Consider the following 24,534-nt stretch of genomic DNA (forward strand, 5'->3'; position numbering starts at 1 on the left):
AGATTTAGCTGTCACTTCTGATGGAAAAGTATATAAAAATATAAATAAGAAAAAAGTTGTTAAAAAATTAAAGAAAAAATTGAAAAGGCTACAAAAACAAGTTTCACGAAAATATGAAAAATCTCGGGAGGTGAATAACCGTTACGAAAAGAGCCAAAATATCGTGAAGCTAGAGAAAAAAATAAGGCTCGTTCATAGAAGAATTTCTAATATCCGAAACAATAATCTTCATCAAATTACTAATGAGATAGTGAAAACCAAGCCATCTCGAATTGTAATGGAAGATTTAAATGTGAAAGGTATGATGAAAAATAAGCATCTCTCAAAGGCAATAGCTGAACAAAATTTCTATAAGTTTATAACTTATATGAAATATAAGGCTGAATTTAATGGAATAGAGTTTATACAAGTACCTAGATTTTATCCGAGTAGTAAAACTTGTTCAAAGTGTGGAACTATTAAGAAAGATTTAAAACTTTCTGACAGAGTTTTCAAATGCGAATGTGGTCATATTATGGATAGAGATTTAAATGCAAGTATAAATTTAAGCAATTATAGAGTTTCCTAAAGAAGAAAACTATAATATGTACCGTTCGTTATGCGGGAATTTAAGCCTTTGAAGAGTTATAAAAACGAGAGTAGTCTTTAAATGTAGACAAAATTGAATTCTATGAAAAAGGAATGATACTTTTGACTTTATATATTTTATTAAAATAATTATAGAGTTTTATAAGTATTTGGTAACGGAGATAGTGATGATCTTATGCAAGAAGGCTTTATTGGACTCATGAAAGCCATAAAATCCTACGATGAAACTAGAAATGCTTGCTTTAGTACTTTTGCTAATTTATGTATTAGAAGACAGATGATCACAGCTGTTAAAAATCATAACTCTGATAAATATAAAAACTTAAATCAAGCTATGCAAGGTGAGGGATACTCAACTCATGAGGAAAATGTTCATTATACATCTCCATCTTTAGGTTTTTATTCTCCTGAGGATATATTTTTAGGAAAAGAACTCGTTAATCTTCTAACATCTTTTTTAGATGACAATCTAAGTGTTTTAGAAAAAACAGTTTTTAAATATCTATGTAAAGAATATAGCTATGTAGAGATCGCTATTTTTTTAGATGAATCTCCTAAGAAAATAGATAACACAATTCAAAGAATAAAAAAGAAAATTATTTCATATCTACAAAATTATTCGAAGTAATTTATTCCTATACACCCTAAAAACAAAAATGGAGAGCTATTTAAACAGCTCTCCATTTCTTATTAATATTGCTTCATTAACTCTTTTACTTTTGAAACAACTTCATCTTTAGATACTTCTAAAGTTTCATTTGTTCTTCTGATTTTTAATTCAACGATACCTTCTGCTGCTTTTTTACCAGCAACAACTTTGAACGGATATCCAATTAAATCTCCATCTTTAAATTTAAATCCAATTCTTTCGTCTCTGTCATCTAAAGCTACATCTATATTAGCATCTCCAAATGCTTTATAAATCTCTTCAGCTAAAGCTACTTGGTCTTCTGCTTTCATATTTGCAGGGATTACTTCAACTACGAATGGAGCTATTGATGATGGCCATATAATTCCGTTTTCATCATTATTTTGCTCAATTGATGACGCTAAAGTTCTTGAAACCCCGATACCATAACATCCCATCTCGATAACTTGGCTTCTTCCGTTTACATCTAAGAAAGTTGCATTTAAGGCTTTTGAGTACTTATCTCCTAATTTGAAGATATGTCCACTTTCAATTCCTCTTGCACTTGCAAGCTCTCCTTCACATTTAGGACACTTCTCTCCAACAGTTACTGTTCTTACATCAGCAACTACTGAAGCTGTATAATCTCTTCCATAGTTAGCGTTTACATAGTGTGTATCCATTTTATTTCCACCAGCTGTATGATTAGAAATTCCAATTACACTCTTATCAGCTATTAACTTGATTTTCGTTTCATCTATTCCAACTGGACCAATGAATCCTTTTATTAATCCTAACTCTTCTATTTCTGCGTCGTTTAATAAAACTACATCGATTGTATCGATTATATTTTTTAATTTAACTTCGTTTACTTCGAAATCTCCTCTGATAAGAACCATGTATACTTCATCAGTTACAACATCTTTATACATCATAGCTTTCACTGTTTGAGCTGTTGGTATATTTAAGAATTCAGCGATTTCAGTTATTTTTGATACATTTGGCGTATCCATTAATTCTAACTCTTTCGCCTCTACTTTTTCCATATCAGTAATTACACTTGTTGCTGTTTCAACGTTTGCAGCATATTCACATGATGTACAGTAGATGATTTCGTCCTCTCCTGATTCTGCTAATACGTGGAACTCTTGTGATCCGCTTCCACCGATAGCTCCTGAATCAGCCTCAACCGCTCTAAACTTCAATCCACATCTTTCGAAAACTCTTGTGTAAGCAGCTTTCATATTTTCGAACTCTTCATCTAAAGACTCTTTTGTTGCATGGAATGAGTAAGCATCCTTCATAAGGAACTCTCTTCCTCTCATAAGTCCAAATCTAGGTCTTCTCTCATCTCTAAATTTAGTTTGAATTTGGTATAAATTTAAAGGTAACGCCTTGTATGAAGATATATCGTTTCTGATAATATCAGTTATTACCTCTTCATGTGTTGGTCCTAATGCAAACTCTCTTGAATGTCTGTCTTGAATTCTCATCATTTCAGCACCCATTACATCCCATCTTCCACTCTCTTTCCAAAGCTCAGCTGGTTGTAATACAGGCATGAATATCTCTTGAGCTCCAGCTCTATTCATCTCTTCTCTTACAATATTTTCAACTTTCTTTAAAGCTTTTAAACCTAAAGGAAGGTATGTGTAAACTCCACTTGCTAATCTTTTGATCATTCCTGATCTAAGTAATAGTTTATGACTGATTACCTCTGCCTCTTTAGGAGTTTCCTTTAGAGTCTTTACATAATATCTACTTAATCTCATATTTCCTCCACTCTTTTAATTAATTTTACCTCATATTTTATCACAACATCTTTTATGAGGTCAAACTTTTGTTAAATTTTTCATCAATATCATCCTCTAAAACTTTATGATTTATCTTTCCCTCATTCTTAATCAGGTATTCAGTGCAGATATCTTTAACCAGTTTTATTGTTTTTACATCATGAACTATATCAATAAATTTTAAATCACTTAAACCGCTCTGTTTAACACCAAAAATCTCTCCAGCTTTTCTAAGACGCAAATCCTCTTCAGCTATTTTGAATCCATCCTCAGTGTTTTCTAGAACTTTTAATCTTGCACCTGAGTTATCATTTTCTGTAGTTGATAGTAAGAAGCAGTAAGATTGATGCTCTCCTCTTCCAACTCTACCCCTCAATTGATGTAAAGTTGCCAAACCAAATCTTTCAGAGTTACTAATTACCATTATACTTGAGTTAGGTACATTCACTCCAACCTCTATTACCAAAGTTGAAACAAGAATATCTAGTTCATGGTTTTTGAATTGATGCATCACTTCATCTTTCTCTTTATTTCTCATTCGACCATGTAAAACACCGACTCTATAACCTGGAAGATTTTTCAAAACCTCATTATATAACTCCTCTGTTGATTTTGCAGATAACTTATCGCTTTCATCTATCAAAGAAGCCACAAAATATGCCTGTCTTCCCTCTTTTAATTTTTTATCTATAAAGGTATACATCTTTTCTTCGTCTATCTCTTCACTTATCCACTTTGTTTTTATAGGCTTTCTTCCTGGGGGAAGTTCATCGATTACGGCAACATCTAAGTCTCCATATATACTAAGAGCTAACGACCTCGGAATCGGAGTAGCACTCATTACTATCAAATTTGCCAAAACACCTTTATCTCTCAATCTTTTTCTTTGAAGTACTCCAAACCTATGCTGTTCATCGATTACAACTAATCCTAACTTATGAAATTGAACACTTTCCTCTATTATAGCATGTGTTCCTATGATAATATCAACCTCTCCACTACTAATTCTTTTTAAAAGCTCGTCTCTTTTCTTACCTTTCACACTTCCAGTTAACAGCTCTACTTTTACTCCTAAGTTTTCTAAAGTTCCATAAATTGAAAGATAGTGCTGAGTTGCTAAAATTTCAGTCGGAGCCATTAAAACTCCTTGATATCCATTTTCTACCATATATAATAGTAGTAAAACAGCAACTATCGTTTTTCCACTTCCTACATCCCCTTGAATTAGGTAGTTTATAATTTTACCTGCATTTAAATTTTTATAAACCTCTGTTATAACTCTCTTCTGAGCTGTAGTCAATTTAAAAGATAACTCTGAAAGATATTTTGAAACAAGTTCTTTTTTACCTTCAATTTTATAGATACCGCTATTATTCAAATCAACCTCAAAACGTTTCTGTAAAATCCCCATCTCTAAAACTAAAAGTTCCTCTACTGCAAAACGTCTCTTTGCTTCTTCTAAATTTCTAGAGCTACTTGGATAGTGTATTTCGTTCAAAGCTTTTTTTCTGTTCATCAAACTATATTTTTTTAAAATCTCTTCGGGAATATTTTCTTCAAAAAAATCTCCATACTCTTTTAAAGCCTCTTTTAATATTCTTCTCAAACTATTTTGAGTAAACTCTTTTATGGCACTGTACACTGGAAGAATCTCTCCGTTATTCTCCTGCCCTTTATATAATCTAAACTCTGGATTCGTCATTTGAAATGTGTAACCTCTTTTTACATTTCCTATGAAGATATATTCCTCTCCAATTTTCAAACTATTTCTCAAATATGGCCTTTGGAACCATACCACTTCAAGAAATCCAGTTCCATCGTTTATTGTTGCTTTTATCATCTTCATTCCACTTCTAGTAGGAGGTGCAGATACATTCATTATACTTCCTTTTAATACAACATACTCATCACCTTTTAACTCACCTATTTTTTTTAAGTTAGTTCTATCATCATATGCTCTAGGAAAATAATAGATAAGGTCATATAGACTTTCTATATTCAGTTTCTTTAATTTTGAATATGTAGCTTTTGCAACTCCTTTTAAATTAAAAAGCTCTATCTCCTTATAAATGTCTTTATAAATCATAATCACCACCTTTTTTTTATTATAGCATAAGGAAATCTGATTTTATAGCAATATATCTTCTAAGTAAATCCACTAAAACTAAAAAAAATGGGAGTCTTTACAGACTCCACACTAATTTTATTAATTATATCTTATTGCTGCTACTATTTCACCTTCATATACTCCAGCTGCTTGATTACTTGGCACTGTAATATGAACTTTCATAGGTAAAGTATTCAGTCCATTCGAATCCAATCTTCTAGATAAATCTCCATATTCAAGACTGTAATCTATTGTTATACTATTATCATTTTTATGTGTCAAAACATTGTTTCTTTGAATGGCTACAAGAACCCATGCTCCACTTTCACCTTCTATTTCAAATGAGCTTTCAGCTGTTTTATATTCATTTCTTGTTAGCGCTCCTAATTCTATATCTCCATTTGATTTAATATTTAATGGACGAACTATCTCTGCATTTATTTTCATTGTAGCACTATGGTCACCTGCTAATACTGCTACTGAGCTCAAGATTCCTAGTATTAATGCTATTTTTTTCATCTTTTCCCTCCAATACTTAAAAAATATATTTTAATATTGAATTCTTGCAGTTATTGTTCCTTCATAATCTCCAGCAACTGTAGCTAAAGTAGGATTTAAAGTTCCTGTAAGTGTGTGAGTTAAATTTCCACTTTCAGGAATAGTTGTTGGTATATTATCTAAACCAGCAAGATTTATAGCTAATGAATTATCTCCACTTGTTAACTCATCAATTTTAGATATAGTAAATTCAAAAGTTTCCCCTGGTTGTCCTGTTATAACATAAGTTCCTGTAGCTGTAGCTGTAGTTCCTTGGATTATATCTCCAAAAGCCATTGGTGTTGCATTAATAGTTAAAGGTGCTATAACTCTAGCAGTTACTTCCATATCTGCAGATTTTTCCGTATTCCCTTGAGGAGCAGCAAAAGCTGTCATCGATAAAGTTAAAGATAATAAAGTTAATAATTTTTTCATAGTGTTCCCTCCTATTTTTTATATAAAGTTGTTTTGAAAATGCAAAAAAAACCAGTTGCAATTATCTTAAGAAGATAAAACTGCAACTGGCTGTCATTTTAAAGACCCTATAGCTTTGCGTCATAAAGTTTCCTTTATTTTGCCTTATTTATTTTATACAATAATAATATATTAAAAAATAAAAAAAGTCAAATAATTCCTTCAAAAAAAATGAAAAAATTTATAGTATCATTCTGTTTTTTTATTTCTATAATTGCTCTAATAACTCATCAGATATATCAAAGTTTGAGTAAACATCATTTACATCATCTAAATCATCTAAAGCTTCATATAAAGCCATAACTTTCTTAGCTGTATCTAAATCAGTGATTTGAACTTTGTTGTCAGGAATCATTGAAACCTCAGCTTCTGTTACATTGTATCCAGCTTTCTTTAACTCTTCTGCTACAGTGTTACAATCTGCAGGCTCTGTTAAAACAGTGAACTCTCCATCCTCTTCTTTAACATCCTCAGCACCAGCTTCTAAAGCCGCCATCATTAGCTCATCAGCATCTAAGCCCTCTCCAGCAATGATTATTTCACCTTTCTTAGCAAACATCCAAGCAACAGCACCATCTGTTCCAAGGTTTCCATTTCTTCTAGAGAAAGCCGCTCTCACTTCTGAAGCCGATCTATTTTTATTATCTGTTACAACCTCTACTATGAAAGCTGTTCCTTCTGGACCATACCCTTCATATCTAATCTCCATGTAATCTACACCTTCAAGCTCTCCAGTTCCCTTTTTGATAGCTCTCTCTAGGTTATCTTTTGGCATATTAGCAGCCTTTGCTTTATCTATTGCAAGTCTCAATCTAGGGTTAAAGTTAGGGTCTCCTCCAGCTTCCTTAGCTGCGATTGTTAACTCTTTTCCTAGCTTTGTGAATATTTTTCCTCTTTTAATGTCTTGAGCACCTTTTCTATGCTTAATGTTAGACCATTTACTATGTCCTGCCACAAAAATTCCTCCTCATTTTTTAAAAATATCTATTTAAATTCTATCATAACCCCTAGTTTTTTTCAATATATTTGGGCACTAACAACATTTTTCTCGCAACCTCTTCTAAAACTCTATCTGGTGTTATCAAACTATACTTTTCTTCATAAGATAATTTTTCATATTCATCTCCTACCAAAATATCTTTAGGTTCTACTCCTTCATGTCTTGGATTATCTCTTGATAACCACTCCATTTTTTTAGAGTTTGGACTAAATATTGCAAAACTAGGTATATCTATAGCTTGAGCTAGATGTCTTGGTTCACCTTCATTTCCAACAAATAAATCACAGTTAGAAAATAGTGCTCCAAGCTCTCTTATACTTTTTGTTTTTATATCCGATATAACTCTTTTATCCCATCCTAAGTCCTCATGAAACTTTTTAGCAAACTCCATCTCATCTGGAGAGTAATAAAGAACTATCTGACAATCAAAAGCATCCAAGATTTTTTTAGCAACCTCTTTCATCAAATGAATAGGATAAACTTTAGCTTCTCTTCTTGAGTTTATAGCTAAAGGAATTATAATCTTACTGAAGTCAACACCAGCTTCAACCATTCTTTCTTTTAACTCTTCAACTTCCTCTTTCAAAAATGTAAGCGAATAGTTTTTATTTAATTTTAAATCAACATTATCCTCTTTTAAAGGCTCTAACATTTTTAAAAATTTTTCAGCTTTATCAAAATTATTACTCGGTTCTGGAATTTTATGTGTGTATGAATATCCTCTTTTAGGCTTCATTCTTCCTATTCTGTATTTGGCATTTTTAGAAAACAGTGTGAACAGCTCACTTTTAGGTGTAGACATTATATCTATAACAATATCGTAATCCTCTCTAGTCACACTCCAAACTTTTTTTAAATATTTAAACGGATTCTTCTGCTCAGCCTTAGATATTGATATAACTTTATTCAAGTAAGTCTGGTGTTCAAATAAAGGTGCCACATAATCATATAAAACATAATCTATCTTTGCATCTGGATAAGTCTCTTTCAAACTTTTGCATATTACAGAGGATAAAATTGCATCTCCTATCTGTTTGAATCTAACAACTAATATTTTCATATTAAATCTCCTCAATACTATTTTTTACAGTTTTTAAATCCCCCCAGAACTCTACTGCTACCTTTGCTCTCTTTCCACCGTCATCTCTAGATTTCTTAGCAAAGTTAGCATCATATGTTACCAAAATATCTATATTCCCTCTCCAATTTAAAACTGTACCCTTCTCTTGTAAGAACTTAAACTCTCTATCTAAAAGAAGTTCAGCTACATCTTGTCCTAAAGCTACAATTATTTTAGGATTCATCAGTGAAATTTGCATCATCAGATACTCTTTTAAATCTCTTTTATCTCTTTCCTCTAACTCACGATAATTTTTTTCTGATTTAGTCAACGTCGTAATATAGTATTCATCAGGTGAAAGACCAACTATATCACATAACTTTATCAAAAACTCTCCACTTGAACCTGATTTTACTTTTAAATTTTCATCTATATATAAGTTATTATCATCTCCAATAAACATTATATTTCCAGCAAAATTTCCTGTTCCTAAAACTATCTTCTCTTTTGTATTCTTTAAAGCATCCGTTCCTCCAACTTCAAACTTTAACTCCTCTAATAATCTCTCTATCTCATCCATAAATTCCTCCTAAAACTCAATTATCTTTGTAGATCTGTCCTGTGTTGCAATCTCTACAGAAACATCTATTTTATTTCTAACAAGCTCATCTTTAACTGCATCAAATGCTATTTTAGGATCATTACTATCCTTACTCATATGAGCCAAATATATCATCTTTGTTTTTTCACTATATATCTCACATAAAAATCTTGCACAATCATTATTTGAAAGATGACCATTTCTACTTTTTACACGAGCTTTCAACTCCCACGGATATGAACATTCCATAAGCTTGTGATAATCATAATTACACTCAATGACAATCACATTTACATCTCTAAAAGCCTCTCTAACCGTGTTATCAATATAGCCTAAATCAGTAGCTATAGCGACCTTACTTCCTGAACTCTCTTCAATTCTGAAACCAATAGTCCTTTCAGCATCGTGCATCACATCAAAAGGATAAACCATACTATCTCCAACCCAAAAAGCTTCCTCTATAAATCTAAGATTTTCTGATTTTATTTTCCCTAGCTTTAATATTCCCGCTTCATAGCTCTCTTTTGTAATATAGATTGGAATATCATATTTTCTAGAGATTATACCTGCTCCAAGTATATGATCCCCATGTTCATGAGTTATCAAAATCCCATCTATATCACAAATATCTACACTTATTTTACTCAATTGTTCCTCTATTTTTTTCCCACTGAACCCAGCATCTATAAGCAATTTTATGTTATCAGTTTCTAAAAAAATAGAGTTTCCTTTACTTCCACTTCCTAGCACTGCTAATCTCATATCTTTCCCTTTCTTTTATCTCTATTTAAGTCTATATTATACCATAAAAAAACCTCCTAGCCTACTAGCTAAGAGGTTACATATTTTACATCTCTTCAAAGTGATCTTTACCTACATAGCACAACGGACATACCCAATCCTCTGGCACTTCTTCCCACTTTGTTCCTGGAGCGACTCCATTTTCTACATCTCCAACCGTCTCATCATAAACATAATCACATATTACACATCTCATATGCTTTCCCATTCTATTTCCCCCTATATTTTAGTTATGCCATAATCCATGAATATTGCAGTATTCTCTTGCACAAACACTAGCCCCTTTTGGAACTTTGAAATAAGCTTCTGGAGCTTCTCCTGGCTTTAAATATTTTCTATATAAGAAATCATCTACACATATCTCTATTATTTGAATGTAATGAGCATCTGTCATTGGGTGAGCTACCTCTTTTCCAACTTTAACTAAATACCCATCTTCCTTCTCTTCAACATAAGGAACATGTTTTTCTGTTGATGCATCCTCTGTTTTTTCTGGAACTAACTCTAACCCTTCTACATTAACCTCTGCATCAGCAATTAAAACCTCTAATAAAACTGGATTTTCTTTTACTTTAAAAATTTCAAAAACTTTCATTCTAGCCTCCTTCAATTAATAAAATATTTTATTTTTTACCAACTATTTATTCTGACAATGTGGACAAATTCCTTTAAAATAAACATGATATTCATCAACTTTAAATCCGTTCATACCATCTACTACCAATTGATCTAAAGCCACTGGAATATCATAAACTTTTTTACACTCTATACATTTAAAATGACCATGCACATGAACATCTACATCATATCTTGTTTCATTTTCCTCTATTGTTATTACTTTCGTTATTCCTTTTTCTATAAAAAGATTTAATGTATTATATACTGTTGTTTTAGAAAGAGTCGGAATCTCAGGGCATAAAGCCTTATAAATCTCATCTACTGTTGGATGAGTTTTATTTTCTAACAAATATTCAAATATTTTCATTCTCTGATATGAAGGCTTTATGTCATGTATTTTTAAATGCTCTCCTATATTTTCAACATACATAATAATCTCCTTTTTGAAACTGTTACAATTTTGTAACTATTCTTTTTAATCTAATATACACTTTTTTAGTATTTTTGTCAAGATGTCTTTAGAATATTTTGACCATCAAATATCTATCTATACCCTTACCATATTCATCTTTTTGTAACTCTTCTATTTTATAACCCGCTTTTTCATACATAGATATTGCTGGTAAGTTTTTAGGGTCTACTGTTAAATAGATTTTTTCAATATCATTTTTTCTTAGTGCCTCATGTGACAACTCTAATAATCTCTTTCCATAACCTTTTCCTCTTTGCAATTCTGGAGTTGAAAACCCATATAGGAAAACTGCGTTTTTTCCTAATATAGCTTGATATTGAGCTACTGATAAAAGTTTACCTTTATTATCTAATAAGACATAAAGTTTTCCATAACGAATAAAACTCATAATCATCCACATATCAGCCCCGCCCATCACTCCAAAACTATCTATCTCATTTTGATATATTTTTTCTATCAACTCTCGATCTTCTGGATTAACCTCTACTATCTTCATAAAATCCTCCTAATATCCGATATCACATAGATGAAGCCCATTTGGTTCTGCTACATCTTTTATATATTTTCCATTTGGATCATTTAACATCTCTATCATATAATTTTCAGGTCTTCTTCTAAAATAAATAGATAAAATTGTTCCTACTATTATTCTTATTTGAGATTTTAAAAAAGCATTTGCTTTCACATATAACTTAACCGTTTTTTCATCTACTCTTTCAAATCTAGCCTCAAACATCTCTCTTTCAGAAGTTCTACTAGAACAATCCGCAAGTTTAAAGTTACAAAAATCATGAACTCCTACCAAAGGAGCTACAATAGAGTTTAATCTATCTAAATCTAGTTTTTCATCAACAAAAGTTACATACCTAGATTGAAAAGGATTTCTTTCCTCTCCTAAATAGTATTCATAAGCTCTATATTTAGCTGAAAATCTCGAATTAAAATCTGCATCACAATCCTCTACATCTAAAATTACTATATCTTTAGGTAGACTGTTATTTAATACATACTTTATTTTCTGAGGAGGAATTGTTGAATCTATAAAGAAGTTAGATACTTGTTTCTTCGCATGTACACCTCTATCGGTTCTTCCTGCTGAAACTAAATCAATGTCTTTTTTAAAAAGTATTTTTAAAACTTTTTCAATCTCTCCTTGAACAGTTCTCAGCTTTGGCTGCCTTTGAAATCCGAAAAATTCACTTCCATCATAACTATATGTTAACTTTATATTTCTTTCCAATTTTTTCTCCCTTTCCTTTTTTAGATATAAAAAAAAGTCTTGAATAATCAAGACTCTGTAAATTCTTATGTGGTGCGAGAGGAGGGACTTGAACCCTCACGTCGAAACGCCAGATCCTAAGTCTGGTGCGTCTGCCAATTCCGCCACCCTCGCAAAAAGATGGTGCGTCATACTGGGCTCGAACCAGTGACAACACGATTAAAAGTCGTGTGCTCTACCATCTGAGCTAATGACGCATCTTTATTAAATTATTTATTGGGGTGACCGACGGGGCTCGAACCCGCGACAACCAGATCCACAAACTGGCGCTCTACCAACTGAACTACGGTCACCAAATGGCGTGTCTGAAGAGATTCGAACTCCTGACCCACGCCTTAGAAGGGCGTTGCTCTATCCAGCTGAGCTACAGACACATTTTGATAAATATTTAATTGGAGCGGGAGACGAGGGTCGAACTCGCGACATTCAGCTTGGAAGGCTGACACTCTACCAACTGAGTTACTCCCGCAGATGGTCGGAATAGCAAGATTCGAACTTGCGGCCCCCTGCTCCCAAGGCAGGTGCGCTACCGGACTGCGCTATATTCCGACTATTTTGTTTTTGCAACTCGCTTTCGCTCGCTACATAATTATAGTATCACAAATTATAATTTCTGTCAACAAACTTTTTTATTTTTTTTTATTTTTTTTTAATACCCTTGAAAAGAAGGATTCATTTTACTTAAAAAGAATAATATTCTGTATACTTTTATAAAAATATTTTCTATAATATCTATAACTATTTTTAGCTTTAAGGAGGTTTATTATGAAAAATACAAAACTTATCTGTTCAGTGCTTTTAGCTGGTTCTCTTTTAGGTGCTTGTACTGCTTCTAACGGTGGTTACAACAATCTAAATAACAAAACTACTGGAACTGCTGGTGGAGCTGCTATCGGTGCTCTTCTTGGACAAGCAATCGGTCAAGATACAAAAGGAACTCTTATAGGAGCTGGTATTGGTGCTCTTGCCGGTTTAGGATGGGGAGCATACAAGGATCAACAAACAAAAGAGTTACAAGCTAGATTGCAAAATACTTCAGTTAAAGTTACTGATGAAGGAAATTATATAAATCTTAATCTTCCAGGTGGAGTTACATTCCCTACTAACGGCTCTGTTATTGGAACTGGATTCTACGCTCCTCTTAACGATATCTCAGCTGTTTTAAATCAATATCCTGAGACAAGAATAGTTATCTCAGGACACACTGATAATACTGGAGCTTATTCTTACAATATGGATTTATCTGTAAAAAGAGCAAGAAGTGTTGCTGATTATGTTGTTAGAAGAGGTGTAAACCCTAATAGAATAACTATAAACGGATTTGGACCTGATAGACCTATTGCTAATAATTCAACAACTTCTGGTAGAGCTCAAAATAGAAGGGTTGAAATTCAAATATTCCCAGCTTATTAATATCTAACAGAACAATTAGAAAATAATTGATGCAAAAGAGGACCCTAAACAGAGTCCTCTTTCTTATTTTCCTATTTTTTCAATTGCATTTTTTACCGCTTCTTTTACACCTTCTGATGTATATGTTGCACCTGCAACGATATCTAAATCAGCATTTTGATTTCTTATAACCTGATTTTTTAAAGTTTCTATAGCAGGATCTGCAATAGGTGGCGTATCAGTATGTTTTACATTTAATCCTATAATTTTAAACTCTTTACCTTTCGGTTTAACTTGCAGCTCTACCGATAATTCTCCATTATATCCTGTTCCGCTACCCTCTACTAACATAGGTCCTGGTCTATTTGATTCATATATCCCTAAAAGTAACCCTAAACCTATAAATCCAAGTACAGCTACCTTTCTAAAATCCTCTTTTGTCATCTATAACCCCTTTTATTTTTTTGGTATTAATCTTGGAACTACCTTATCTCTTCCTTCTAACCCAACTTTTTGAATATATTCAATCAATACTTCATCAAGTCCAGGGTAGTGTCCAATCTCTTTTCCTCCAGCTAAAGATGAATATCCATCTCCACCTGCAGCCATAAAGTCATTTGTAGCTACTACATACGTCTTATTAGGATCTAACTTCTTATCTCCCACTTTTATTTCTAAAACTCTTCTATGTGCTGGATTTTTTACATTAAACTTAACTGTCATTCCTGAAACTTGAGCCATCGCTCCTAAAGATTCTGGGTAAGATTTCAATCCATTTTCAACAGCCTTTTGTAAATCAGATCCTTTTACCTCTTTTGTTATAACATAGTTTCCAAACGGTAGTACACTGATTATATCTCCAACTGTTACTTCTCCTGGATTGATAGAGGCTCTTATTCCTCCACCATTTGTTATAGCAACATCAGCACCTGTTTTCCAAACCATTGCATCTGTTATAAGGTGAGCTAAGTTTGTTTCTCCTGTTCTTACATACGCTCTATCCCCTTGTAATAAAATTGGGTTGTCTCCAACTTTAACACTTGTTATCATCTCTTGCTTTTTAGAGATTTCATCTATAGTCGCTTTTACTTTCGCATCTTCAGGAACTGGATTATCTCCATTCATTATTACATTTTTAGTATACAGTGTATAATCTATTGCAGAGTTTCTATCCTTTAATTTATCAAAGTCAACTTTTACAACCCCAACATTTTTTGTGTACTCTCCAGTTTGAACAATTGTAACTCCATTTACAACTTTCTTCTCTTTTAACTCTGTATGGCTATGTCCATCTATAATTAAATCTATTTCTGGAACAGCTTCTGCAACTCCTATACTTTGTAAGTGCTTCGCTGTACTTTCGTCATCTCCTAAGTGAGAGATTAACACAATAAACTTAACTCCCTCTTTCTTCATTTGAGCAACCACTGATTTTGATGTCGCAATCGGATCAGCAATCGTTATATTTTTTACATTATTTGGATTTGTTTTGAAATACGTTTCTGGAGTTGCTAATCCAAAGAATCCAACTTTAACTCCATCTATTCTTCTTATATCATAAGTTCCAGCTACTGGCTTTCCTGTAGTCTTATCTACAACGTTAGCTGCTAATGTTTTATATTTTTGCATTGAAAGTAACTCTTCTAATCTTTCTTGTCCATAGTTAAAATCGTGGTTTCCTAAAGTTGCATAATCTAATCCAGCAGCGTTTAGTGTTTCAACCATCGACTCACCCTTTGTCAAAGTTGCAAAAGTTGTTCCATGCATTGTATCTCCTGCATCTATTAATAAAACTTTACCATTTTTTTTATCTTGCTCTAAAGCTTTAGCTATAGTTCTTACTCTAGCTAATCCCACACCATCATTTTTAGACTCTATCGCTCTTCCATGAACATCATTTACGTGAACTAAAGTTAGTTCATACTCTCCATCTTTTGGTGGTAACACCTTACATGCAGAAAGAGCTAAAACTAATCCCATTAACCCAAAAACTTTTAAATTTTTATTCATTTTTCCTCCCTGATAAACCCTAGTTTTCAATTAAATTCGAACATATTTTATCATATTTAGACAAGATTGTAAAAGAAAAAACTGCATATAAATGCAGTTTTCACCTTTATTTTACACTAGTATATTTAAAAGTCTTTGACTTGTTTCTAAAGCCTCCCCCTTCAAATTCAAAACCTCTATTGTTTTCTTTAAAGTTTCAATCTCTTTAGAACGCATAGATACCTCTTCACTCTCTCCTGAAAGGTACCTCTTTATTGCCATTCCCTCTTTTATCTGACAAGAATATAACTCTTTATACTTTTCATCTTTCACTAGAACTTTTTCTAATCTCTTTTCTAGTTCATCATCTAAAAGATCATCTGCCTTTAAAAAATCACATACCAATCTTTTTAAAAATAGATATTCTTTTAAAAAAAACTCTCTTTTATAACGATAAACTCTTAACTCTTGAATAAAATTAATCAACAGAAAAGGAAATACAACTACCATCACAGATACTTTTGGTTTTTCTATTAATTTTGAAGTAACCTCTAAAGCTAACTTTGTTTCTTTTTCCAAAAACTTATCTATCGTCTCTTTTCTCATTCTCTCTCCTATTCGAATATATAAGAGTATGTCTAACATTTTCTGAACTTGGCTCTACCTTCTTTACAAATATATAATACCAAGCTCCAGATTCAATATCCTCTTCAGCTAACTTTTGATGAGCTTCTTTAAAACCTAAAACGTCATCTAAAAATGGTAAAATAGAAAAACATAAGAAATATATACATAAAAAGCTACTAAATAAAGCTATCCACTTTTTTATCATATCTCCTCCTAGGTTATCTTTATAAGCTCATAAGTGATTTTGTTATGTCTGGGAATATTACGTGGAACATCAGATATGCTGCACCAAAAGTTACCCCTAGATTGATTATCTTTCCTACTATATAAAGAGTTATTGGTTTTCCACCTTTAAACAACTTGCTTAACTCGCTAAAGTTAGTCGATAATCCAATACTTGTGAAGGCTAAACAGAATAGCCACCCTTGTAATGGAGAAATTAAACCATTAACCATACCTTTATCGATAACTATTTTAGAACCATCTACTCCTAACATAGCGTAAATTCCAGAAAATACCAGTGAAGCTCCTATAAATCCTAAAATAAATTTAGGGAATCTATTCCATATTTCAAGTAAAGACCCCTTTAAAGAGAAATCTTTCTCTGCTGCCATAGATGTGTCAACTTTTAAAGACCAGTAAGCTGCAACACCTAGTGCCATAACACCAATTATTATATTTTGAATCATCTTTATTGTTGCTGCAACATCTCTTGCTACAGGTCCTAAATACTCTCCAGCTGCAACTACTGCTCCTGTTGAATCAACAGTTCCTCCAATCCAAGCACCACCTAAAACAGGATCCATATTCAACATTTTTATAAACATAGGCATAGCTATCATCATAAATGCAGTAAACATAATCGAGATACTTACAGATAGTGTAAGCTCCTCTTTCTTCGCCTTACAAGCCGCTGCAGCCGCTATTGCCGCTGACACTCCACTTACAGACATATCTGCTGACATAACCATGTTTAAACTCTTCGATTCCATTTTTAAAACCTTATCTCCAAAAAGGAATGTCAAAACTAGAACAATAGGAGTTACAAACCAAGTTACGAAGATTCCTGGAATCCCTATCAATAAAACTTTATTCACTAAAACAGTCGATCCCAATAAAATTAATCCTGTTTTTATAAAATACTCTGTTTGTGCTGCAGCAAGTAACTTTTTAGGAGTTCCTACAGTGTTACTAACTATCAGCCCTAAAACTAAGCCCCAGAATACATATCCTAGTCCCCAAGCTTTCAGTGCTTCTTGCTCTCCTAAAAGATAAGCACTCGTTGCTAATAGAAATACAAACGGGAATCCTTGTAAGAACCCTTCTCTATCTCTTCCCATTTTCTTCATACCAAAACTAAAGTAAACTCCAATTGCAGCTAATAAAATAACAAGATTTGGTATCAAGTTATATGGCTTTTGAATAGCTTTTGCTTTTAGCTTAATCTCTTTATCTCTGCTCACTAACCACTCATCTACAGATGTTGTAGCTACCTTATTTAACTCTTCATCTGCAAAGTTTTTTTCTTCAGCCAAGACTGTAGCAGCTAAAGCATTTTCTCTCATTATAGATGTAGCTTTTTTAAGCTCTTCATACTCTTTAACAAATGGAATTCCCTTCTCTAAAGCTGCACTTTCACTCAGATACACAGACTCTAAAGGGTTTGTTGTCCACTTTTTAGGTTTCCCTAAAACGTCTCTAACTTTTTGTGAAAGTGATGTTTTTATTGTAAGAGCATTTTTATCAAATTGTGCTTCATGCCATTCAACTGTTTTAAACGAAGCTCTCTCGCCTTCACTCTTCATTATATCATTATATACTTCAGCCTTTCCTAACACAGCGTTAGAGTTAGCTCCCATATAGATAAACATACAAAATACCAATAAGATTGTTGCTAGTAATATTGCCCAGTAATCCTCAAACTTAAATAAATCTAATATTGTTTCCTTTAAACTTTTTTCGTTCTCTTTAATAGCTTCCATTTTCTACCCCCTAGGTTTTTTTAACAAGCTTTTGAACCATAATTCAAAGTCGTAAACATGACTAATGGGAACCCTTAAAGGGTTCCCATTAATTTTTAGAATATTTTTTTGAATAAAAACTACTTTTTAGTGTCCTCCACCATAATTAAATGGCTTCTCTAATGTATATGCTTCACCTGGACTCGGATGTTGAGATATAGGTTTTACATTTATATTCGCTCTATACTCTGTCTCTGCCCAAAGAATTCTTTGTGCTACTTGTGCTTCTGGATTTAATTCAACTCCATCTAATATTAACTCTTTAAACTTTTGATATCCAGCTCTATCAATTAAATGACCTCCATGAATATACATTGGTTTATGATGTAAAACATTAGCTGAGAACTTTTGCCAGTTTTTGATAACTCCGATAATTACATCTTCTGTTACCCAGTTTAAGAACATCTTACCCATTCTTGGGTATTGTTTTCCTGTTCTTCCACCAATAGTCATTCTATAAAGCTTTTGCTCTGGTCTTACCCATGCTGATGATGGACAAGCTTCAACACACTCTCCACATCCAACACAGCAACAAGAATCCTTAACTATTCTATGATTTTCTAACTTTAAAACTCTAGTAGCTGCATGATCACAAACTTTCACACATCTTCCACATCCAATACATCTATCCTTTAAATAAATTGGCTTTGTAACTCCAATTATACCAAAATCATTGAAGTGACCTTTAGCACAGTCATTTGGACACCCTGCTATAGCCATCTTTATGTGGTAGTGACTTGGGAAGATCTCTTTTTCAAGCTTTCTTGCTAACTCCCAAGTATTTATGTTTGCTTTAACACAGTGTGAGTTACCAATACAAGCCATTATATTTCTAGCTCCTATTGTTGGATATCCAGCTTTATTAACTTCCATATCCGCTCCACACATTTCAACATCTACTTCTCTTATATACTCTTCTAAGTATGCATTTACAGCATCTACATTTTCAAATTTTATTCCTGGTGCATTAAGAGTTTGTCTCATACCCATATGGAAAGTTCCATCTCCCCATCTCTCTGCTATTTCTTGTATTACTCTTAAATACTTGGCTTCTATTAATCCCCCTGGAACACGAAGTTGTATCATGAACTCCCCAGGTACTTTTGATTGACGGAAGCAGTTTAGTTTCATTTTAGTTATATTAATATCGTGGTTCACTTCTATACCCCCCTTAGTCGATTAGATATTTAGCTTCAGAATAATTAAATACAGGTCCTTCTAGACAAACATAAACTTCATCTATTCTACAATGACCACACTTACCTATTGCACAAGACATCTTTCTTTCAAAAGATACCCAAATTTTGTCAGCAGGTACTCCTAACTTTTCAAACTCTATAGCTGTATATTTCATCATATTAGGTGGTCCAACAATTACAACTTCTAAGTTATCGAATTCATTTGATAACATTTTTAAATGTGGCACATACTCTGTTACAAGTCCTACGCACTCTCCATCTAATCCACATCCTTTATCTACTGTTAATATCATCGGATGCTTTTTTCTCCACTCTAGAATCTCATCTCTAAATAGTATTGAATTATCATCTTTAAATCCAAATAGTAGTTCCATCGATTCAACTTCTGCTGGATTTTTGTATATATGATTGATCAGTGATCTAACTGGAGCTAGTCCTGATCCTCCTGTTACTATAATCACTTTTTTATTTTTTATATCAATTGCATCAAACCCTTTTCCATAAGGTCCTCTCATTGGAAGTAAGTCTCCTGCATGAAGATTAAATATCTCATCTGTTACTACTCCAACTTTTCTGATTAAGAACTCTGCCCAACCCTCTTCAGCTGAGAAGTCAGTAACTGATATTGGACACTCTCCAACTTTAGGAAGAGATAGTTGCATAAATTGTCCAAATTTTATATTTCCAGCTTCTGGATATTCAACTCTAAATAGAAATTCAATATCAGTAACTTTTTTTACATCTAATAATCTGTATGGCGTTGGCATTATTAAATTTTGCATTATTTAGCACCTCCATTTAGTTTATCAACTTCTGCTGCTAATTTATTTACAGTAGTTGCAAACGATATAAATACTGGACACTTATCATCACATCTTCCACATCCAACACACATATGGTGCTCTTTGAATCTCTTTTTGTGGTCGTGAATCTTATGCATAACTTTAAATCTCATTCTTTCTCCACCAGCTTTTCTAAACGAGTGGTTTCCAGCCATATCAGTATATCCATCTACATGGCAAGAAGCATTTATTCTTCTTCTTTCCCCTGCATTTGAGTCAGATGTGTAGTTCATATCATATGTTGTAAAGCAAGTACAAGTCGAGCAAGATACAGTACAACTTCCACACATTAAACATCTCTTATCAAACTCTTTCCACATCTCTAAACTCTTAACTGCTATTTGAGTTTCTTTATCATTTATCTCTGGTATTCTAACTGTTCTTACATTCTCAGTAACAGGAGTCACTTTAAATTCTAACTCTTCATTTCCTGCAAAGTAAGTGTTAAATTCAGAGTCTTTAGTTTCTACTAAAACCTCTCCATCTAAGAATTTAACTCCAAAAGCATACTCATCTGCTGATCCAGTTCCCATTGAAGCGCAGAAGCAAGTATCCCATCCATTTTTAGGGCATTCAATTAAAACAAACTTTGTCTTTTCTCTCATTCTTTTATAGTATGAATCCTCAAACCCACCATTTTTTAAGAATATATCATCATATCTTTTAATTGAATGTATATCGCAAGCTCTTGCAAATACAAGCATTGGTCTCTCATCAACAACTTTTGATTCTCTGTAATCTGCATCAGTAAAATATAAAACTGTCTCTGTTATTGGGCTTAGAGCTTCTTTAGCTGCATAATCAGATTTCTCTTCATGCACAATCTCATTTGCCGAATAAACTCTATCATATCTTACAATATCCGTATCCGAATATCTTCCTTGCTTAGGAAATCTCTTTGGAGCGTATACTTTATACTCTTTGCTAAGATTTTTTAACAAGCTATCAAAATTTTCTGCTGTTATTTTGTATCCCATTCTTACTTTGCCTCCCCATTATTTGAATTTTTAGTCAACCATTCATGTGTTTATATTACAACCTTTATGTAAATTTGTAAATCAATATTTACTACTTTTTTATATTTGGTTAAAATTGAATTTTCAGTCGAAACTTAATTGGTCATAGTTTAATTTCTTTATTTTTTTGATAAAGTTTCACTTTCCAAATATCCTTTCTGCATCTAATTTCATACAACACTAGTATACTTATACACTAGTGTTAAAACGATCACTTTTTTGTCACTTTAAAATCAAAAGATTGTTTTTTTCTGCATTTCAGTATAAAATATTAGAAAATAATATTATTTAAAAGGTGGACGTATGAAAAAATTTACTGTCGAAGCTGAATTTCACAATATGAAAATCTCTCAATACCTAAAAGAAAAAGGATATTCTGGAAGAGGTATTAGAAATGTAGAGGTTTATTTAAATGGAAAAAGAGTTAAAACGACTAAACAAGTTAAGAAAAATGCTAGACTTCTAGTTAAAGAAAAAGAGAAAGAGGTTGGAATCAAGCCTATTCAAATGGATTTAAAAATAATATACGAGGATAAAAATCTGATTATAATAGATAAAGATCCATATTTAGTTGTACATCCTACAACTAAAAAAACAGATATCACTTTAGCTAATGGAGTTATATACCATCTTCAAGAGGAAACAGGAAGAATTCAACCACCTAGATTTTTCAATCGTTTAGATATGAACACATCTGGTCTTATTGTTGTTGCTAAGAATGCTTATACTCAAGCTTTTTTACAAAGTGATAAAGAGAAAGTTTCTAAGTTCTATCAAGCTATTGTTAAAGGTGTTGTAAAAGAGGATGAGATGATGATAGAGATTCCTATCGGTAAAGAGGGCGACGAACTTAGAAGAAAAGAGATGTCTCCTGAAATTGGAGGACAAACTGCTAAAACAAGTATGAAAGTTTTAGAGCGTTTCCCAGAAGAGAATTTAACTCTTATCGAATTAGAACTTTTCACTGGCAGAACTCACCAAATACGTGCTCATATGTCCTTAGTTGGATATCCTATTCTAGGAGATGACCTTTATGGTGGTGGAGATTCTAGAGCAAAAAGACAACTGCTACATGCATTCAAACTTATATTTACAGATGTAGAAACTAACGAAAAAATTAAAGTTGAGGCACCTCTTCCAGATGATTTCAAAGAGATTTTACATAAAGTAAAAGATTAATTTTTATTATTATATATATAATAGTAGAAAAAAGAAAAGAGAGTGGCTTTAAACCACTCTCTTTTAAGTATTGCTATTAAATAATCTTTCAAATTTCAACTCATTTTCTAAGAAAACCTTTACAATTTCTGGATCAAAACTTTTTCCACTTTCCTCTTTTATTATACTAATGGATTTACGATGATCAAACCCTTCTTTATATACTCTTTTTTGTCTCAAGGCATCATACACATCTACAATCGAAACTATCCTAGCTTCTAAAGGAATCTCCTCACCTTTTAAGCCTTTCGGATAACCTTCTCCATTCCATTTTTCATGATGATATCTTGCTATATTTTCAGCCATCATACTGACACCAGATTTTTTTATTATTTCATATCCTATTTCTGGATGAGTTTTTATTACTTCAAACTCCTCTTCCGTAAGCTTTCCCGGCTTTTTTAAAACACTCCTATCAATCCCTATTTTTCCTACATCATGTAACGAGGCAACGCTTCCTATCTCATCACAAAACTTTTTACTACACCCCATTTTATTAGCTAGTAGTTCAGAATACATATTCAATCTTTTTATATGATTTCCTGTTTCAAAATCATTGAACTGATTCACAGCTTCTAACGACGATACTAACGACATCATTAAATCTTGATACTTCTTTTTTTCAGTTAAATCTTTTTTAGCCCTGTACATAAGTATCAAACTTATCAAAAACAGCCCTAATGAAACACCAACAAGTCTTTTATAGTCAGTAACTTCATAACTATTTTTTAACCAATATATATTTTTAGTCATATTTTCATTCAAAAAACTTGCCGAAATCTCTTTTAACGCTTCGAAAAGTTCCTCTTCATCTTTACGAATAATCATCGACAAATCATATTTTTTATCCAAAATACCCGCAATTTTCAACTCTTGATCATATCCGCTATTGTAAAGTTTATTTATTAATGTTTTATAATCTGCAATACTATAATCAGCTTCTTTTTTTCTAATTTTTTCAATCGCTTCGTCCATATCATTTACATAAATAAAATTTTCCTCTTTTAAACTTCTTCTAAGGTAATCCATATAATAGCTATTATCAACTACAGCAAACCTTTCTTTCCTAGCTTCTATTAAATTAGTTATAAAACCATCTTCTTTTCTATTGAATATAACTGGAGTTAAAGTATAGTAAGGGTTTGTATAATGGTCTCCTCTTTCAATACTTGTTTCAACTGTTGCTGCTGCTGTTATATGATTCTCTTTCCAATCCTTACTATTTGTGTAAGTAACTTTATTCATTTTCAATCCTAAAATATCAGCAACGTCTGATAAATATTCAACCGTTAATCCTTTTTCTTTACCATCTTCATTATAGTATAGAGGATAATTACTTTTCTCTGCTGGAAACAGAACATCTACTTCTTTACCCTTCAAAGATTGATATCTACCTTTAAATTTATCTTTATAATACTCTCTTCTAGATTCACTAATCATATTTTTCAAATCATCCGACGAGATATTTTCAAAATATTTTTTTAAATCCTCATATAGCTTTTTCTCACTTTTAGGAACAGCTAATGTTGTAACCATCGTAGGTATTCTATTCATATCTATTTTATTTAAGGTATCGATAAATCCATATTGATTATCTGCTACAAATCCTTCTATCTCTCCATTTTTGAGCATTTGTACACCTTTTTCTCTCGTTTCAATATCAATAATTTCACTATTTAAAAACTCATATTTTTCAGAAAACTCTTTGTCTATGTACGTTCCTTTTATAACTCCCACTCTTTTTTTATAGAAATTTGTTACATCTATATGCTGAGCATTTAAAAAGTACATATTAGCTTTTAAATAGAAAAACGTTGGAATAAAATAATACTTTTTTCTTCTCTCTTCTGTTTCAATTAAATCCATAATCAAAATATCTTTGCCTTTTTCCATATCTAATATTAGGTTCGTATCTAACTCTTTTACTCTCAAATTTATATCTCTTCTATTATATATATCTTGAAATATCTTGGGGTATAAGCCTTTATACTCACTTTGCTCTTTATAAAAGAAGAAACTATTTTCATTTTCCAACAATATCGTATGATCTTTCCCCATTAGACTACAGCATAATACGAAAGAAAACAGTAATACTTTCAACATGTTTCTCTTCTCCTTTGGTTTTATTTTTTTTATTATACTATAATTTTAATGAAAAAGTAATCATAAAAAGATTAATTTTAGTTCCCATGAATAAATTGACAAATTTTAAAAGATAATATATCATTAAGACAGAACGAAAGAAAGCATTACAAAAAGAAAAAGAAAAATA

The 24,534-nt window shown here is 32.2% G+C and carries 25 protein-coding genes, 6 tRNA genes, 1 pseudogene and 1 riboswitch; of the genes and pseudogenes, 4 read left to right on the top strand and 28 right to left on the bottom strand.

Translation table 11 applies throughout. The features are described from left to right. Positions 1–568 (top strand): transposase (locus Q0O83_RS08005; RefSeq protein ID WP_294096023.1); only part of this gene is annotated, 568 nt, incomplete at its 5' end. A gap of 189 nt (positions 569–757) precedes the next feature. Then, positions 758–1,216: pseudogene (locus tag Q0O83_RS08010) on the top strand (sigma-70 family RNA polymerase sigma factor); the annotation flags it as partial. 62 nt (positions 1,217–1,278) lie between these two features. On the opposite strand, the gene Q0O83_RS08015 reads toward Q0O83_RS08010, so the two are convergent. The 19 genes from Q0O83_RS08015 to Q0O83_RS08105 form a co-directional block, all read right to left on the bottom strand. Beyond that, positions 1,279–2,988, bottom strand: a complete 1,710-nt coding sequence (locus Q0O83_RS08015) for a proline--tRNA ligase (protein ID WP_294096025.1) — start codon at positions 2,986–2,988, stop codon at positions 1,279–1,281. Positions 2,989–3,040: 52 nt separating this feature from the next. Next, positions 3,041–5,095, bottom strand: coding sequence for an ATP-dependent DNA helicase RecG (gene recG, locus Q0O83_RS08020; RefSeq protein ID WP_294096028.1), 2,055 nt, complete (start codon positions 5,093–5,095; stop codon positions 3,041–3,043). A 120-nt stretch (positions 5,096–5,215) separates the two neighbouring features. After that, entirely contained in the window at positions 5,216–5,635 is a 420-nt protein-coding gene (locus Q0O83_RS08025; RefSeq protein ID WP_294096030.1) for a DUF4402 domain-containing protein, read from the bottom strand. A 30-nt stretch (positions 5,636–5,665) separates the two neighbouring features. Next, positions 5,666–6,088 (bottom strand): hypothetical protein, encoded by a 423-nt coding sequence (locus Q0O83_RS08030; RefSeq protein WP_294096032.1) that lies wholly within the window; start codon positions 6,086–6,088, stop codon positions 5,666–5,668. Between the two features lie 78 nt (positions 6,089–6,166). Further along, positions 6,167–6,242: riboswitch (cyclic di-GMP riboswitch) on the bottom strand. A 93-nt stretch (positions 6,243–6,335) separates the two neighbouring features. Further along, entirely contained in the window at positions 6,336–7,082 is a 747-nt protein-coding gene (locus tag Q0O83_RS08035; protein WP_294096034.1) for a YebC/PmpR family DNA-binding transcriptional regulator, read from the bottom strand. A gap of 52 nt (positions 7,083–7,134) precedes the next feature. Next, positions 7,135–8,187, bottom strand: a complete 1,053-nt coding sequence (locus Q0O83_RS08040; protein ID WP_294096036.1) for a glycosyltransferase family 9 protein — start codon at positions 8,185–8,187, stop codon at positions 7,135–7,137. A 1-nt stretch (position 8,188) separates the two neighbouring features. Continuing rightward, entirely contained in the window at positions 8,189–8,767 is a 579-nt protein-coding gene (locus Q0O83_RS08045; RefSeq protein ID WP_294096038.1) for a uracil-DNA glycosylase family protein, read from the bottom strand. 9 nt (positions 8,768–8,776) lie between these two features. Further along, a complete protein-coding gene (locus tag Q0O83_RS08050) occupies positions 8,777–9,550 on the bottom strand; it encodes an MBL fold metallo-hydrolase (RefSeq protein ID WP_294096039.1) in 774 nt (257 codons plus the stop codon). 85 nt (positions 9,551–9,635) lie between these two features. After that, the gene (locus tag Q0O83_RS08055) at positions 9,636–9,797 is read right to left on the bottom strand and encodes a rubredoxin (protein ID WP_081982926.1); all 162 of its coding nucleotides are present in this window, start codon (positions 9,795–9,797) and stop codon (positions 9,636–9,638) included. Positions 9,798–9,815: 18 nt separating this feature from the next. Continuing rightward, positions 9,816–10,184: a desulfoferrodoxin family protein gene (locus Q0O83_RS08060; protein ID WP_294096042.1), complete on the bottom strand. Its 369-nt coding sequence runs from the start codon at positions 10,182–10,184 to the stop codon at positions 9,816–9,818. A gap of 42 nt (positions 10,185–10,226) precedes the next feature. Then, positions 10,227–10,637 carry a Fur family transcriptional regulator gene (locus tag Q0O83_RS08065; RefSeq protein WP_294096044.1) on the bottom strand — a complete coding sequence of 137 codons (411 nt, stop codon included), beginning with the start codon at positions 10,635–10,637 and terminating at the stop codon, positions 10,227–10,229. Between the two features lie 88 nt (positions 10,638–10,725). After that, a complete protein-coding gene (locus tag Q0O83_RS08070) occupies positions 10,726–11,175 on the bottom strand; it encodes a GNAT family N-acetyltransferase (protein WP_294096046.1) in 450 nt (149 codons plus the stop codon). A 9-nt stretch (positions 11,176–11,184) separates the two neighbouring features. Continuing rightward, positions 11,185–11,919, bottom strand: a complete 735-nt coding sequence (truA, locus tag Q0O83_RS08075) for a tRNA pseudouridine(38-40) synthase TruA (RefSeq protein WP_294096048.1) — start codon at positions 11,917–11,919, stop codon at positions 11,185–11,187. Positions 11,920–11,989: 70 nt separating this feature from the next. After that, positions 11,990–12,072 (bottom strand) — tRNA-Leu (locus tag Q0O83_RS08080). 7 nt (positions 12,073–12,079) lie between these two features. Continuing rightward, a tRNA-Lys gene (locus Q0O83_RS08085) sits at positions 12,080–12,155 on the bottom strand. Between the two features lie 20 nt (positions 12,156–12,175). Continuing rightward, positions 12,176–12,251: transfer RNA gene (locus tag Q0O83_RS08090), tRNA-His, on the bottom strand. A 4-nt stretch (positions 12,252–12,255) separates the two neighbouring features. Next, positions 12,256–12,332 (bottom strand) — tRNA-Arg (locus Q0O83_RS08095). A 19-nt stretch (positions 12,333–12,351) separates the two neighbouring features. Continuing rightward, positions 12,352–12,427 (bottom strand) — tRNA-Gly (locus tag Q0O83_RS08100). A gap of 3 nt (positions 12,428–12,430) precedes the next feature. Next, positions 12,431–12,507, bottom strand: a tRNA-Pro gene (locus Q0O83_RS08105). Between the two features lie 216 nt (positions 12,508–12,723). On the opposite strand from Q0O83_RS08105, the gene Q0O83_RS08110 reads away from it, so the two are divergent. Continuing rightward, complete coding sequence (locus Q0O83_RS08110; RefSeq protein ID WP_294096050.1) at positions 12,724–13,371, top strand: OmpA family protein; 648 nt, start codon at positions 12,724–12,726, stop codon at positions 13,369–13,371. A 63-nt stretch (positions 13,372–13,434) separates the two neighbouring features. On the opposite strand, the gene Q0O83_RS08115 is transcribed toward Q0O83_RS08110, so the two are convergent. The 8 genes from Q0O83_RS08115 to asrA form a co-directional block, all read right to left on the bottom strand. Further along, positions 13,435–13,794 (bottom strand): FMN-binding protein, encoded by a 360-nt coding sequence (locus Q0O83_RS08115; protein ID WP_294096052.1) that lies wholly within the window; start codon positions 13,792–13,794, stop codon positions 13,435–13,437. 12 nt (positions 13,795–13,806) lie between these two features. Beyond that, complete coding sequence (locus tag Q0O83_RS08120) at positions 13,807–15,360, bottom strand: bifunctional UDP-sugar hydrolase/5'-nucleotidase (protein ID WP_294096054.1); 1,554 nt, start codon at positions 15,358–15,360, stop codon at positions 13,807–13,809. 111 nt (positions 15,361–15,471) lie between these two features. After that, on the bottom strand, positions 15,472–15,945 hold the full coding sequence (locus tag Q0O83_RS08125; protein WP_294096057.1) for a hypothetical protein: 474 nt from the start codon (positions 15,943–15,945) through the stop codon (positions 15,472–15,474). Then, positions 15,923–16,171 (bottom strand): hypothetical protein, encoded by a 249-nt coding sequence (locus tag Q0O83_RS08130; RefSeq protein ID WP_294096058.1) that lies wholly within the window; start codon positions 16,169–16,171, stop codon positions 15,923–15,925. Before Q0O83_RS08130 ends, Q0O83_RS08125 begins: the two co-directional genes overlap by 23 nt. Before the next feature lie 19 nt (positions 16,172–16,190). Further along, on the bottom strand, positions 16,191–17,948 hold the full coding sequence (locus Q0O83_RS08135) for a putative sulfate exporter family transporter (RefSeq protein ID WP_294096059.1): 1,758 nt from the start codon (positions 17,946–17,948) through the stop codon (positions 16,191–16,193). A 126-nt stretch (positions 17,949–18,074) separates the two neighbouring features. Continuing rightward, the gene (gene asrC / locus Q0O83_RS08140; RefSeq protein ID WP_294096062.1) at positions 18,075–19,145 is read right to left on the bottom strand and encodes a sulfite reductase subunit C; all 1,071 of its coding nucleotides are present in this window, start codon (positions 19,143–19,145) and stop codon (positions 18,075–18,077) included. 13 nt (positions 19,146–19,158) lie between these two features. Beyond that, the gene (gene asrB / locus Q0O83_RS08145) at positions 19,159–19,968 is read right to left on the bottom strand and encodes an anaerobic sulfite reductase subunit AsrB (RefSeq protein WP_294096065.1); all 810 of its coding nucleotides are present in this window, start codon (positions 19,966–19,968) and stop codon (positions 19,159–19,161) included. After that, positions 19,968–21,005, bottom strand: a complete 1,038-nt coding sequence (gene asrA, locus Q0O83_RS08150; protein ID WP_047383349.1) for an anaerobic sulfite reductase subunit AsrA — start codon at positions 21,003–21,005, stop codon at positions 19,968–19,970. The genes asrB and asrA overlap by 1 nt, the downstream gene beginning before the upstream one ends. Positions 21,006–21,347: 342 nt before the next feature. Between asrA and Q0O83_RS08155 the strand changes: the two genes are divergently transcribed. Then, a complete protein-coding gene (locus Q0O83_RS08155) occupies positions 21,348–22,223 on the top strand; it encodes an RluA family pseudouridine synthase (protein ID WP_047383347.1) in 876 nt (291 codons plus the stop codon). A 63-nt stretch (positions 22,224–22,286) separates the two neighbouring features. Here the strand turns inward: Q0O83_RS08155 and Q0O83_RS08160 are convergent, their stop codons facing one another. After that, positions 22,287–24,365 carry an HD domain-containing phosphohydrolase gene (locus tag Q0O83_RS08160; RefSeq protein WP_294096071.1) on the bottom strand — a complete coding sequence of 693 codons (2,079 nt, stop codon included), beginning with the start codon at positions 24,363–24,365 and terminating at the stop codon, positions 22,287–22,289. Positions 24,366–24,534: the final 169 nt, after the last annotated feature.

The sequence above is a fragment of the uncultured Cetobacterium sp. genome (assembly GCF_945952365.1).
In the GTDB taxonomy this organism is placed as follows: domain Bacteria; phylum Fusobacteriota; class Fusobacteriia; order Fusobacteriales; family Fusobacteriaceae; genus Cetobacterium_A.